The organism is Streptomyces sp. V4I8 (genome assembly GCF_041261225.1).
In the GTDB taxonomy this organism is placed as follows: Bacteria; Actinomycetota; Actinomycetes; order Streptomycetales; family Streptomycetaceae; genus Streptomyces.
On sequence record NZ_JBGCCN010000001.1, the window covers coordinates 2,975,639 to 2,988,232 of the forward strand.

Genomic DNA, 12,594 nt, shown 5'->3' on the forward strand with positions numbered 1-12,594 from the left:
CGGCCCACAGACGGCCCGGCCCAGGGCCCCTGAAGAGCCTCTAGCGCTAGCGGCAGGGACCGCTAACGTTAGCGACCCCGCTAGCGACCAAAACCGCTGGTGACCAGCACGTTAGCGGTTAGCCAGCCACTTCGGCAGAGACCGGAATCCGCCCGTTCAGCGCATCCGGGAGGGGCGCCGGCGCATCTCTATCGGGCCCGCCCGGACCGCGCCCGGCCACCGGGCCGCCGTGGGGAAGAGCGAGAAGGAGCGGCCTACGGCCGCGCATCCCTTGGCAGCTCGCTGCGCTCGCGCGCCAACCGCCGCGGGGGGCAAAGGCCGTGAGCGCCCCTCAGAGCGGTTGAGCCCCTTGCGTGGGGTGGAAGCTCCCCGGGGGCGTGAACGGCCTCCCAGGGCCTCAGGGAGGCGCCGTGATGGGCCAGTTTCCGCGTCCCTACGCGCGCGTGCGCGTAGGGGTCCCTCCCCGGAAACCGTGGCAACTTGGAAACCCGCAGGTCACAGGCGGTTACAGGGGGTCAACCGGCACCATCGACGCAACCGATGGCATCAACCACCGTAAATCGGGCGGGATGAGGGCCCGACGTAACGCCGCGCACAAGCAAGAGGAGCACCCCGGGCAGCGCGTGGTGCTCCTCTTGCTTGTACTCCAGGACGGCAATCCAGGGGGCGGCCGGACATGCCTCCCCGCCTGGAATGCCGTCCTGGGGGGCCTCCCAAGGTGCAGACGGCAGCTTGGGTGCGCGTCGCCGGGCCCCTCCCGCTCCGTGCCACTCACCACGGCTCTTCAGGAAGGGGGCAGGCGGCCGTGTGCACCGCGATCCTGCCCTCCTGAAGAGCCGCCTTTCACTCTCTTACTAGAGAGTTGAGGGGAAATAGCGTCCGCAGCGTCCGCCGGGCATCGCTCACCCCCTCTGACCTGCACTGTTCCTGCGGACGCTAAACAAAATGTTTAGCGTCCGCTAGCGTCCGCAGCGTCCGGGCACGCTCCGCTACTAAGAGCCTCTTTCGCAGGTCAACGCCACTCTTAGTTGGGGGCAAGTTGCGGACGCTGTGAACGCTGACCACTCCGGAACGCCGAAGAGACCACCCCACTCCGACAGGGTGGCCTCTTGGTGGCGAGAGTGAGCTACTTGCCGGTAATCGCCTTGATGATGAGCGGCGCGGCCTTCTTCGCCCCCTTGGCTAGCAGCGCTGCCGCGCCACGTGCGGCTGACTTGTTGAGGTTGCCGGTGTTGTGGCCGTTGACCGTCTGCCCCAAGACGTTGCCGATGTACCCGCCGCTGGGATCGCTCATGGCTTACCTCTTTCGGATGGAACGCATCTCAAGATGATGCTGCAACAGCGCGCTGAACGTCAGGCGGGCAGGGGGGCGCATCAGAGTGCAGGGGGGCGTGTGGGAGTCCCTGGCTACAACTGGAAGGCGCGGTGGAGCCATCGCGCGAGCGTAGCGAGCTGCTAAGGGTCGCGCGGCCGTAGGCCGCACCTCCTTGCACTCTGCGTGACAGACAGAGCCGGTGATCGGTTGCTAGGTCTAGCAGGGCGCGGTGCTAGGTCTAGCAACCTCGCTAGCGGCCGGAACCCTCACTGAGCAGGCCACTAGCACCTAGCGGCTGGCACGTAGGAACCCTGATCTCGGGGTATATCGGGTTTTCCTGATAGGCCCCGCGGTCGCTAGCACCGCGCGCCGCCTGACCACAGTACGTAATCGTAGGGTTTGAGGGCACCTGCCGGGGGAAGCCCTGACTGGCTACTCTGGTGTGCACCAGTTGATGAGTGGGGAGCGCGCTGCGGGAATGGCAGAAACCAAGAATGCTCGGGTGGAGCGCACGATTCGTGAGTGGGTCGGTGGGGGGAAGCTGTCCCCTGGCGACAAGATGCCGTCTGAGCGCACGCTGTCGGCAGAACTCGAAATCGGCCGCACCGCCCTCCGGCAGGTGCTCGCACGGCTCGTGGCCGAAGGCGTGCTGGAAGTGCACGACCGGAGTTCGTACCGGGTCCCGGAGTCTTCCCCGGCTGAGCGGCGCCTGGGCGCCACCTCGCGTGACCTGGTGCCGTGGCAGATCTACGGCGACCGGCCCGTGTACAACAACCAGTGGGTGCGTCTGGAGTTGGTCGACGTCGAACCGCCAGGCGTAAAGCGCTTCGAACACCACGTGGTGCGGCTACAGCACGTCGCCATCACGGCCGTGCTGGACGATCAGGACCGCGTCCTGATGCTGTGGCGCTACCGCTTCGTACCTAACCAGTGGGGCTACGAGCTTCCAGGCGGGATCGTGGACGCCAACGAGGACGCCCTGACATGCGCCTCACGGGAAGTCGAGGAAGAGACCGGCTGGCGCCCCTCGAACCTTGAGCACATCGTCACCTATCAACCCATGGTGGGCATGGTGGACTCGCCCCACGAGATCTTCGTAGCGCACGGCGCTGAACAGGTCGGAGACCCCACAGACGTGGAGGAAGCAGGCCTTGTGGAGTGGGTACCGCTAGCCGACATCCCCGACCTGATGGCGCAGGGGAAGCTCATGGGCTCCGGCACCCTCGTTGCCCTCCTCCATGTGCTCGCGAACCGGCAGAAGGGCGCGTCTACAGCCTCTGCGTGAGCTGATCGATCCTGCGGCGCTGCCGTGCCGACCCGGTGCGGCTCGCCAGCAAACGCGCGGTCCGCAGGTGCTCTTGCGCCTGGTCGTACTCGCCTCGTGCCAGGTGCGCTTGGGCGAGGTCGGACCTGAGCCCGGCTTCGGCCCGGACAAACGTTGAGTCGAGCGAATCCAGCGCCTGGTAGAGACTGCCCACAGCATCGTCGTCCCCGAGCATCGCAAGGGCGTTGCCACGCCATCGGGCCAGGTGCGAGCCGTTCAGGAAGATGCTCAACATGTCAGGGTCCCTGGCTTCGTCGCCGGGCGGGAGGACCGACGCGGCCATGTCCAACGCCCGGCGACAGTCGTCGGCGAGTTCTCCTCCAGCCTTGGCGCACAGCTCTGCCTCGGCCGCGTACAGCCACGCCTGAAGACGGGGCGACATGTGGCCCCCACCCGCCCGGCGGGCATCGCGGACGAGTGCCACACCCAGTTCCGGCCGCCCTGCCTCGCACAGCACGTACGCCTGTTCCGCCATGGCGTGTGCGAGGTACATGGGCTCCCCGGCTTCCTGCGCAGCACGCTTGCCCAACTCGTAGTTTCGCCAAGCGCGTTCCACGGCGCCCGCATCCAAAGCCTGCCAGGCCGCGAGCGTCGCGGCACCGGCAAGTGCTTGGGCAACCGGCCGGCGCGTCTCCGGGAGAACCGCAAACGTAAGCGCATCTTCGAGGGTTGCCAGGTGACCTGTCATCTGGTCGACGAGCGCGGCTGCGCCCATCTGCCTGTCCATGGTGCGGAACAACTCGGTCTGATCAGTGAAGGTCTTCACCATGCTGAGGCCGACACTGCGAGCCGAATCGATTCTGCTGATCAGCTCGTCATAGCCGCCAACCAGCGGAGACGTAGTCGCTGGGGGCTCTCCGAGCAACTCCCCATCCGTGAGCCCTAGTAGGGGCCGAAGGATGGCCGCGAAGCGCGCCGAGATCTTGCGCTTGCCGTTCTCCCACTCGGAGACGTAGACGCGCAGGCTCGCGGTCGTTGGGACGTCAAGCGTGTGCTGCCGGGCGTATCGCTCGATCTCCCTCACGACACGTTCTTGAGACCAGCCGCGAGCTTTTCGAGCGTCCCTCAATCGTTCACTCACGCACATCGCCCCCGGCGTCGAGTCAGACCAGACCTCACCCAGGATGCACCAAATTCCCGCAGGTCGTGAGGGGTTAACACCAGGCTTAACACCCCGGTTATGAAGGGCTGTTGGCTACCGGCTGGCCCCCGACTGGCGTTCCCTCGAAGCATGCAGCAACCGCGAATCTTCTACTTTTCGCGCAGACCGTCTTGCATCTGGTGCGCACCAGATGCACTCTACTGGTGCGCACCAGATTGGAACGCGAAAGCGGGCCATGACGGCTCTACGCCGCCATGGCCCGACATGACAAGGAGCGGCCACCTACCGCCAAGCAGTCAGCCGCTCCCCGACCCTCGAAGGGGCACATTCATGATGCCTGAAACCATCGCAGTGCGGACGACCAACCGGCGCAAGGCGCGTCAGGGCGAGATCGTGCCGTTGACGGCTGAGCAGTCGGAGCGGCTGGCCTCGCTGTATGAGGCGTATGAGCGGCTCATGGTTCGCTACGTCTACTCGCAGCTCACCCGCCGGGGATACCACGGCGCGGGCGCGTGGGAGCGTGCGGAGGACATCGCGCAGGGGCTGTGGCTGCGGGTGGCTCGTGAGGGGGCGGCTCAGCCGTTGCTGAGCGGGGAGGCCCTGACGGAGGACTCCACGCGTGCGATCTTGTTCAGCAAGGCCAAGCAGGAGGTTGCCGGATACGTCAGCAGCCGGGCCGCTGGTGAGATCGCGGTCGACATGGACGACCCGGTGACCTGCAATCGGCTGTGCCCGCTGATGCCGAGCGGATGCGCCCTGGTCGAACTGCCCGCCTACCTGGCCGCGATGGTCGACGCGCTGCCGGAGCAGGAGCGCGCGGCGCTGCTGCTGATGCTGGATGGGCTGGACCCACGCTCCATGGCCGAACACCTCGACTGCGCCGACTCGACAGCGGAGCGGCTGGCCAGCGCGGCCGTGCTGATGCTTCAGATCGACAACCCGGAGCTTTCGCGCGAGCCGGTGGCGCTGGAGTCGCTTCCCGAGTGGGAGCGGCGCGCGCTGGCGGCCCTGAGTCCGGAGCGGCGCGCGGCGCTGCTGCGGCTGGAGGTGACGACGCGTCAGGCGTTGCTGCTCAAGCATGAGGGACTGGGCAAGCGCGAGATCGCCAAGCGTCTTGGCCTGGGCTACGACGCGGTGGCGACCGTGGCCCGGTGCGCCCCGGCTTCCCCGTTCGGAAAGAAGACCAAGAGCACCGGGCGGCGCGCGAACTCGAAGTTCGCCCAGATCGCCGACGCGCTGCGGGAGGACATCAAGACCATGCAGCCCGGCGACCGCCTGCCGCGCCGCATGGACCTGATGGAGCGCTTCGGGGTCGGTAGCCGCACGATCGACAACGCATGGGCCGTGCTGCGCGGCGAGGGTCTCATCCAGGCCAACGGCGTGTACGGCTACACCGTCACCCGCACCCAGGGCGACATGGAGCAGGCGGCATGAGGCACGGCAACCCGCTCAACTCCGCGCGGCGGCGCGTGCGCAAGGAACAGCTCGCGCGCCGCCACGGGCAGCACTGCGCCTACTGCCGCTGCCCGTTCCCCGACCTGAGCGAGGCCACCCTCGACCACATCGCCCCGCAGTCGCTGTGGCGGTCGTGGTCGGTCACCTCGCTCATGCTGGCCTGCGCCGACTGCAACCAGACCAAGGCCGACCGGCTCCCGCTCTCGCTCGCCCTGGTCCTGCTGGCATGGGCCGACCCGACTGCGCCGATCGTCCGCCCGGTCGACTGGCCCCTGTTGGCCCGACTCGCCGCCGTTCACGAGTCGGCTCTGACCAGCGTGACGGCCCGCGTCACACCCGACGTCACGGCCGACCCCACGGGCGAGCGGTCTACCCCCAGCCTGCACGAATCGACCGGTCACGCCCGCGTGCGGTCGATCGTGCGCCCCGACTGCCTCCGCGCGCCCCGGCCGGTGCGCGCGTGCGTCGGCCCGACCGGAGAGGCGGTGTTCGCGTGAACACGATGAACGGCCGCGTGAACGGATCGACCCGAGGCGTGAACACGGTGAACACCTCCGTGAACGAGTCGGCCGACTCCGTGAACACCCACACGCCCCGCAAGAGTCGACCCACTACCGGCCCGACCCGATCGACCCGCCGGGCCGACCACGGCGCCGACGATGGCGGCAAGAAGCCTCCCGCGGCTGCCCGGATCGTGGCCATGGCGCGTGAGCAGTACCGGTTCGTGATGTCCCCCGACGGCCGCCCGTACGCGGTCGCCCTGAACGGCCCGAACGTCGCACTGCCGCTGCGGAACAAGGGCGGACTACGCCAGCGCCTGGCCCGCCAGTTCGCGGACGCCTACCCCGGCGAGGTGGCCTCACAGTCCGCGCTCGCGGACGCCATGACCGTGCTGGAAGGCATCGCGGAGGACACCGACCCGGAACCCGTGCATCTGAGGGTGGGGCGTGACCCGGCCGGCGCGATCGTGGTCGATCTCGGCAGCGCCGACGGCCGCGCGGTCGTGGTCACCGCAACGGGCTGGAACGTGGTCGAGCGGGCCCCGGTGCTCTTCCGCCGCTCCGGTGCCATGGCGCCCATGCCCGAACCGGTCCTGGACGGGGACGGGCTGGCCAAACTGCACGCGTTGCTGAACATGGACACCCCCGCCTTCCGGCAGCTCGTGGCGTGGCTGGCCGCCGCGTGGATTCCCGACATCCCACACCCGGCGCTGGTCTGCAAGGGCGAGCAGGGCACGGGCAAGTCCAAGGCCGCGCAGATGTTCATCAACCTCATCGACCCGTCCCCGGCCGCCAAGCGCAGCCAGCCGCGCGACGAAAAGGCGTGGTCCCGGCAGGCGTTCAGCTCGTGGGCGCTGTGCCTGGACAACGTCTCCACCATCCCGCCGTGGCTGTCGGACACCCTGTGCAAGGCCGTGACCGGTGACGGAGTCGTGGACCGCGCCCTGTACACCGATGACGACGTGGTCGTACTCACCTTCAAGCGGGTGCTGGCCATGACCACCATCGACGCGGGAGCTCTCGCGGGCGACCTCGCCGAACGCGTGCTCATGCTCGACTTGCAGCTCATCGACTCCGGACACCGCCGCTCGGAAGAGGAGCTGGACGCCACTTTCGAGGCGGTACGGCCTGCCGTGCTCGGGGCCCTGTTCGATGTGCTGGCGTGCGTGCTCGCGGTGCTGCCGTCGGTGCGGCTGGAGTCGATGCCGCGCATGGCCGACTTCGCCCGTGTCCTGGCGGCCGTCGATCAGACGCAGGGCTGGAACACCCTTGGCGACTACCTGGCCACGTCGGCGAACGTCGCCACGGACGCCCTGGAGGGCGACCTGTTCGCGATGGCCATCGCCCGCCTGGTCGAGCAGGCGGGAACCTGGCAGGGCACCGCCGGGCAGCTCTTGGAGGCACTGCCCGCGCCGCTGGTCCGGCCGCCGAACTGGCCCAAGGACGCCACCCGCGCGGGAGGCCGGGTCAAGCGGCTCGCCCCACTGTTGCGGTCCATCGGGATCATGGTGGACGACACGCAGCGTAGCCGTGATCGGACTCGGCACAAGCTCCTCACGCTGACTCGCGCGCCCGATGACGACGCGTCAGCGTCCGCACCCGACCAAGGCGCTCTCTGGCCGGAGGTGGCCCCCACGGGGCGCGGCAGAACCCCGTCTGAGCAGCCCTGACGTAGCCGGAAGACCCGCCGGGCCGGGCCGCACACCAGCGGCCCGGACACGTCGAACCTGCGGACGCTACAGCCGTCCAGCGTCCGCAGCGTCCGCACTAGCGTCCGCACCACTCACCCCAACTGACCTGCGCCGATAAGAGCGTGCGGACGCTGGGATGCTGCGGACGCTGAAATACACCAACTCTCTAGGACGGCAACCGGCACCACTCCCACGCACCGCCCCACGGACACGAGGAGTCACCAAAGCCATGGCCACCCAAGAGCCGACCGACCCGCGCGCCATCCTGCGCGGCGGCCTTCCCGACCGCTACCTCACTCCGGAGGACCTGGTCACCATGTTCGGCCTCCCGAGCGTCGAGACCGTCTACCAGTGGCGCCGCAAGCGCATCGGCCCGCCCGGCTTCCGCGTCGGACGCTACATCCGCTTCAACCCGGCCGCCGTAAAAGCGTGGGAGGACGAACAGACCGCCCTCGAAGACGCGGCCTGAACCGTCCGGCCCGGCGGGGAGGTAGCACCCTCCGGGCCGGGGAAGCGGGGAGAACTCCCCAACCGCCTCCCCGGCCCGCAACCCCCGCACCGATCAGCGCAAACAGCGGTTCGGGGAGGCGGGGAGGCACCACCGGACGGCCACCGAAAACCGCCCCTGACCGCCCCTCGGAGCCCCTGCCGCTGCCTCCCCGCCAGGCCCCGGCGGACACCACGAGAGGCAGGGAGGAACGCCCCGCCGACTCAGGGAGGCAGGGAGAACTCCCTGACGGCCTCCCTGGCCCGCATCCCTCGACCTGATCAGCGCAAACGCCCTCTCAGGGAGGCAGGGAGGCACGCACCGGCACCCCCGAAAAGCCGCTCCTGAAGGCGCCCGAGGCCCCCTGCGTCAGCCTCCCTGACGCACCGCCCGGCGGTGCTACCGGTAGCAGCCCCACCCGCTACCGGTAGCACCCCCGCTAGCACCCCAAACCCCCAGTGATCAGGCCCCTAGCAAGTAGCGGGTCTGGCCGAGCACACCCAAAAACCGGCCCGACGGACGCCATCAGGCCCCGCCGCGCCCTGCTACCGAGAAGGGAGTCAGCCCGCATGGCTGGCCACATCCAAGACCGCTGGTACAAGAGCGAAACCGACGCCAACGGCAAGACCGTCCGCGTCAAGACCGACCGCCACGGGACCGGTCTGCGCTACCGGGCCCGGTACGTCAGCCCCGACGGCTCGGAGAAGTCCAAGAGCTTCCCCGATGGACAGAAGCGCATCGCTGAGAAGTGGCTCTCTCAGATTGAAGCCGATATGACGCGCGGCCAGTACATCGACCCGCGCGCCAGTCGGACCACGTTCCAGCAGTACGCGGAACGCTGGATCGCAGCCCAGACCACGGACGTGGCAACCCGCACGGTCGTCGGGACGCGGCTACGCCTGCACGCCTTCCCGTACATCGGCTCCCGTCCGCTCGGCTCGTTCCATCCCGAGCACATTCGAGTGTGGTCCCACGCTCTTGAATCGTCTGGGCTGGCCACGTCGTACCGACGGGCCATCTTCGGCAACGTCTCGTCCGTCTTCAGGGCCGCCGTGGACGATCGGCTGATTGCCCGGAACCCCTGCCGCGCCGGATCGGTCAGGGCCCCGAAACCCGCTGCTGGCCGCGTGCGGCCGTGGAGTGTGGACCGTGTGTTCGGCGTGCGTGCAGCGCTCCCGGGACGCTTCCGGGCAACCGTCGACGTCGGGGGAGGCTGCGGATTGCGGCAGGGCGAAATCCTCGGCCTTCCGGTCGATGAGGTGGACTTCATCACGGGTTGGCTGCACGTGGGTTACCAGGTGAAGCCGATCAATAGGCATCTGGTGTTCGCGCCGCCGAAGGGCGGAAAGGTCCGTGACACACCACTCCCCCAGGAGGTCAGCGCCGCCCTTGCTGCCCACATCAAGCGATTCCCGCCCGTGGATGTCACCCTGCCGTGGCGCACTCTGGACGGCCCCCTGGTGACGAAGAAGCTGATCTTCACCAACGAGGACGGTTCGGCGCTGCACCGGAACGCCTTCAACCTCAGCGTCTGGAAGCCTGCTCTCGTGGCCGCAGGGGTCATCCCGGAGCCTGAGCGGGGCAAGCGGGCCCAAGCGTCGCGCGAGGACGGCATGCACGCGCTGAGGCACTTCTACGCCTCCGTGCTGCTGGACGCGGGAGAGAGCATCAAGGCTCTGAGTCAGTACCTCGGGCACAGTGATCCGGGATTCACGCTGAAGGTCTACACCCACCTCATGCCGAGCAGCGAAAGCCGCACCCGGTCAGCCGTGGACGGCATGTACGAAGCGGCCGGGAAAGCTCACGACGGCCCAGAGACGGCCCAGGCGGCCTGAGCGACGCTGCTACCGGCGGCAAAACCGCTGGTAGCAGCACGTTCGGCATAGCTCCGTCATTAGATCACCATAGACAACTGACTGTTCATCAGTCAGGGGGCAGGCTCGGTGACCTGCTCCACAACGCTGTTCCCAGCGCCTGTCTGCGACTCCCACTCCCAGGTCTCCTCCAGGCGCACCCGCCCGTCGGGAAGCTCGACCACCGTCGACACGCAGTGGCCCGACGACGTCGTCCCGTCCCGCTTGAGCTGTACGTACCGGAAGTCCAGCCGGTCGTCTTCCCTGGTGCCCACCAGGTGTCCGCGTACGACGTCGCCGCCGGCGTACTCCGCCCAGATCTCGCCGTCCTTCTCGTGGTACGTGAACCGGGTGCGGGTACCCACCTGACCTGGGGCTTGGTCGGCCACGGGGGCGAGGACGAGACCGTCGAGCGAACGGGTCACAGGCGAAGGCTCCCTTACTGAGACTTACGGCGGCGGGCTAGGGTGGCCAACGTAGAGCACTCGCGGGAGCCCGGACGCACCGGGCTGAGAGGGAGGCTGGCGGCCTCCGACCGTACGAACCTGATCCGGGTCATGCCGGCGAAGGGAGGGGCTGGACGCCCATGTCGCGTACGCGAACGTCAGACGTCCTCGTCATCGGGGGCGGCATCATCGGCCTGGTCACGGCGTGGCGGGCCGCGCAACGCGGGTTCACGACGGCCGTCGTGGACCCCGAGCCGGGCGGCGGGGCCGCCCAGGTGGCGGCCGGGATGCTGGCCGCCGTCACGGAACTGCACTACGGCGAGCAGACCCTGCTCGGCCTGAACCTCGCCTCGGCCCGCCGCTACCCGGACTTCGCGGCCGAGCTCACCGACCTCACCGGCCATGACCTCGGCTACCGCCGGTGCGGCACGCTCGCCGTGGCCCTGGACGCCGACGACCGCGCCCATCTGCGCGAACTGCACGCCCTGCAGCGCCGGTCGGGGCTGGACTCCGAGTGGCTGTCCGGGCGCGAGTGCCGTCGCCTGGAGCCGATGCTCGCACCGGGCGTGCGAGGCGGGCTGCGGGTGGACGGCGACCACCAGATCGATCCGCGGCGGCTGGCCGGGGCGCTGATGGCCGCGTGCGAGGGCGCAGGCGTGGTCTTCCACCGGATGTGGGCCGAGCGGCTGTCCGTCGAACGGGAGAGGGCCGCAGGGGTCGTCACGACCGACGGCACGACCCTGGCCGCGGGGCAGGTCGTCCTCGCGGCCGGCAGCCTCAGCGGGCGGCTGGCGGGCGTCCCGGACGACGTACTGCCGCCCGTACGTCCCGTGAAGGGGCAGGTGCTGCGGCTGACCGTGCCGAAGCGGTACGCGCCGTTCCTGAGCCGGACCGTGCGGGCCGTGGTGCGGGGCAGCCAGGTGTATCTGGTGCCGCGCGAGAGCGGGGAGCTGGTCGTCGGGGCGACGAGCGAGGAGCTGGGCTGGGACACGACGGTGACCGCGGGCGGGGTGTACGAGTTGCTGCGGGACGCGCACGAGCTGGTGCCGGGCATCACGGAGCTGCCGCTCACCGAGACGCGGGCGGGCCTGCGCCCCGGCTCCCCCGACAACGCGCCGCTGCTCGGCCCGACCGAGCTGGCGGGGCTGTCGCTGGCCACCGGGCACTACCGCAACGGCGTGCTGCTCACGCCGGTCACCGGCGACGCCATGGCGCATGTCCTGACCACCGGTGAACTCCCGGACGAGGCCCGGGCGTTCACGCCCGGGCGCTTCAGCCCCACCGCACCCGCCGCCGCACTCACGGAGCAGCCCGCATGAACCTCCCGCTCACCATCTCGGTCAACGGCGAGCGTCGGCAGATCGAGCCCGGCACGGCTCTCGACACGCTCGTGCGGTCCCTCACCGCGGCGCCCTCCGGAGTGGCCGCCGCCCTCAACGAAACCGTCGTCCCGCGCGCGCAGTGGTCCTCGACGTCCCTCTCCGAGGGGGACCGTGTCGAGGTCCTCACCGCCGTCCAAGGAGGCTGAACCATGGCCGACGATCCCTTTGTCATCGGTGATACGTCCTTCACGTCCCGTCTGATCATGGGCACGGGCGGGGCGCCCAGCCTGGAGGTCCTGGAGCGGGCCCTGGTGGCGTCCGGTACGGAGCTGACCACGGTCGCGATGCGGCGGGTGGACCCGTCGGTGCACGGCTCCGTGCTGTCGGTGCTGGAGAAGCTCGGCATCCGGGTGCTGCCGAACACGGCGGGGTGCTTCACGGCGGGCGAGGCCGTGCTGACGGCCCGCCTCGCGCGCGAGGCGCTCGGTACGGATCTGATCAAGCTGGAGGTCATCGCCGACGAGCGCACCCTGCTGCCGGACCCGATCGAGCTGCTGGACGCCGCGGAGACGCTGGTGGACGACGGGTTCACGGTGCTGCCGTACACGAACGACGACCCTGTGCTGGCGCGGAAGCTGGAAGATGTCGGCTGTGCCGCGATCATGCCGCTCGGCTCCCCGATCGGCTCGGGGCTCGGCATCCGCAATCCGCACAACTTCCAGTTGATCATGGAGCACGCGCGCGTGCCGGTGATTCTGGACGCGGGTGCCGGTACGGCGTCGGACGCGGCGCTCGCGATGGAGCTGGGGTGCGCGGGCGTGATGCTCGCCTCGGCGGTGACGCGGGCACAGGAGCCGGTGCTGATGGCCGACGCGATGCGGCATGCGGTGGAGGCGGGTCGGCTGGCGTACCGGGCGGGACGGATTCCGCGGCGGCATTTCGCGGAGGCGTCCTCTCCGGCGGAGGGCATGGCACGGCTGGACCCGGAACGACCCGCGTTCTGAACGCTTGTTCGACGAAGTCATTCGGCCAGTGAGTCATCCGTCACAGCTCGGCTCCAGTCCCGCTCCGATCACGCCCGAACGGGCGGGGCTGTCAG

At 69.2% G+C, this 12,594-nt stretch carries 12 protein-coding genes and 1 riboswitch; of the genes, 9 read left to right on the plus strand and 3 right to left on the minus strand.

Annotation, left to right across the window (positions count from 1 at the left end):
* Nucleotides 1-1,126 precede the first annotated feature (1,126 nt).
* Complete coding sequence (locus ABIE67_RS13505) at nucleotides 1,127-1,294, minus strand: hypothetical protein (RefSeq protein WP_370256732.1); 168 nt, start codon at nucleotides 1,292-1,294, stop codon at nucleotides 1,127-1,129.
* Between the two features lie 499 nt (nucleotides 1,295-1,793).
* Here ABIE67_RS13505 and ABIE67_RS13510 point away from each other — a divergent pair, with 499 nt between their 5' ends.
* Nucleotides 1,794-2,600, plus strand: coding sequence for an NUDIX domain-containing protein (locus ABIE67_RS13510; protein ID WP_370256733.1), 807 nt, complete (start codon nucleotides 1,794-1,796; stop codon nucleotides 2,598-2,600).
* On the opposite strand, the gene ABIE67_RS13515 is transcribed toward ABIE67_RS13510, so the two are convergent.
* A complete protein-coding gene (locus ABIE67_RS13515) occupies nucleotides 2,584-3,663 on the minus strand; it encodes an XRE family transcriptional regulator (RefSeq protein ID WP_370256734.1) in 1,080 nt (359 codons plus the stop codon). The genes ABIE67_RS13510 and ABIE67_RS13515 overlap by 17 nt on opposite strands.
* A 408-nt stretch (nucleotides 3,664-4,071) precedes the next feature.
* On the opposite strand from ABIE67_RS13515, the gene ABIE67_RS13520 reads away from it, so the two are divergent.
* From ABIE67_RS13520 to ABIE67_RS13540, 5 genes are all read left to right on the plus strand, one after another.
* Nucleotides 4,072-5,175: a sigma factor-like helix-turn-helix DNA-binding protein gene (locus ABIE67_RS13520; RefSeq protein WP_370256735.1), complete on the plus strand. Its 1,104-nt coding sequence runs from the start codon at nucleotides 4,072-4,074 to the stop codon at nucleotides 5,173-5,175.
* Nucleotides 5,172-5,693: an HNH endonuclease gene (locus ABIE67_RS13525; RefSeq protein ID WP_370256736.1), complete on the plus strand. Its 522-nt coding sequence runs from the start codon at nucleotides 5,172-5,174 to the stop codon at nucleotides 5,691-5,693. Before ABIE67_RS13520 ends, ABIE67_RS13525 begins: the two co-directional genes overlap by 4 nt.
* Before the next feature lie 17 nt (nucleotides 5,694-5,710).
* Complete coding sequence (locus ABIE67_RS13530) at nucleotides 5,711-7,366, plus strand: ATP-binding protein (protein ID WP_370256737.1); 1,656 nt, start codon at nucleotides 5,711-5,713, stop codon at nucleotides 7,364-7,366.
* Nucleotides 7,367-7,616: 250 nt separating this feature from the next.
* Nucleotides 7,617-7,856 (plus strand): helix-turn-helix domain-containing protein, encoded by a 240-nt coding sequence (locus tag ABIE67_RS13535; protein ID WP_370256738.1) that lies wholly within the window; start codon nucleotides 7,617-7,619, stop codon nucleotides 7,854-7,856.
* Between the two features lie 587 nt (nucleotides 7,857-8,443).
* Nucleotides 8,444-9,709: a tyrosine-type recombinase/integrase gene (locus tag ABIE67_RS13540; RefSeq protein ID WP_370256739.1), complete on the plus strand. Its 1,266-nt coding sequence runs from the start codon at nucleotides 8,444-8,446 to the stop codon at nucleotides 9,707-9,709.
* A gap of 92 nt (nucleotides 9,710-9,801) precedes the next feature.
* Here the strand turns inward: ABIE67_RS13540 and ABIE67_RS13545 are convergent, their stop codons facing one another.
* Nucleotides 9,802-10,152, minus strand: coding sequence for a hypothetical protein (locus tag ABIE67_RS13545; protein ID WP_370256740.1), 351 nt, complete (start codon nucleotides 10,150-10,152; stop codon nucleotides 9,802-9,804).
* A gap of 52 nt (nucleotides 10,153-10,204) precedes the next feature.
* A riboswitch (TPP riboswitch) is annotated at nucleotides 10,205-10,316 on the plus strand.
* On the opposite strand from ABIE67_RS13545, the gene thiO reads away from it, so the two are divergent.
* From thiO to ABIE67_RS13560, 3 genes are all read left to right on the plus strand, one after another.
* Nucleotides 10,314-11,492, plus strand: a complete 1,179-nt coding sequence (thiO, locus tag ABIE67_RS13550; RefSeq protein ID WP_370256741.1) for a glycine oxidase ThiO — start codon at nucleotides 10,314-10,316, stop codon at nucleotides 11,490-11,492. (Overlaps the previous riboswitch by 3 nt.)
* The gene (gene thiS / locus ABIE67_RS13555; RefSeq protein ID WP_370256742.1) at nucleotides 11,489-11,701 is read left to right on the plus strand and encodes a sulfur carrier protein ThiS; all 213 of its coding nucleotides are present in this window, start codon (nucleotides 11,489-11,491) and stop codon (nucleotides 11,699-11,701) included. The genes thiO and thiS overlap by 4 nt, the downstream gene beginning before the upstream one ends.
* A 3-nt stretch (nucleotides 11,702-11,704) precedes the next feature.
* Nucleotides 11,705-12,499, plus strand: coding sequence for a thiazole synthase (locus tag ABIE67_RS13560; RefSeq protein WP_370256743.1), 795 nt, complete (start codon nucleotides 11,705-11,707; stop codon nucleotides 12,497-12,499).
* The last annotated feature ends 95 nt before the right edge of the window (nucleotides 12,500-12,594 follow it).

Coding starts and splice junctions, on each gene's coding strand:
- ABIE67_RS13520 (WP_370256735.1), top strand. CDS start 4,072: ATGATGCCTGAAACCATCGCAGTGCGGACGACCAACCGGCGCAAGGCG.
- ABIE67_RS13505 (WP_370256732.1), bottom strand. CDS start 1,294: ATGAGCGATCCCAGCGGCGGGTACATCGGCAACGTCTTGGGGCAGACG.
- ABIE67_RS13540 (WP_370256739.1), top strand. CDS start 8,444: ATGGCTGGCCACATCCAAGACCGCTGGTACAAGAGCGAAACCGACGCC.
- ABIE67_RS13525 (WP_370256736.1), top strand. CDS start 5,172: ATGAGGCACGGCAACCCGCTCAACTCCGCGCGGCGGCGCGTGCGCAAG.
- thiS (WP_370256742.1), top strand. CDS start 11,489: ATGAACCTCCCGCTCACCATCTCGGTCAACGGCGAGCGTCGGCAGATC.
- thiO (WP_370256741.1), top strand. CDS start 10,314: ATGTCGCGTACGCGAACGTCAGACGTCCTCGTCATCGGGGGCGGCATC.
- ABIE67_RS13510 (WP_370256733.1), top strand. CDS start 1,794: ATGGCAGAAACCAAGAATGCTCGGGTGGAGCGCACGATTCGTGAGTGG.
- ABIE67_RS13535 (WP_370256738.1), top strand. CDS start 7,617: ATGGCCACCCAAGAGCCGACCGACCCGCGCGCCATCCTGCGCGGCGGC.
- ABIE67_RS13560 (WP_370256743.1), top strand. CDS start 11,705: ATGGCCGACGATCCCTTTGTCATCGGTGATACGTCCTTCACGTCCCGT.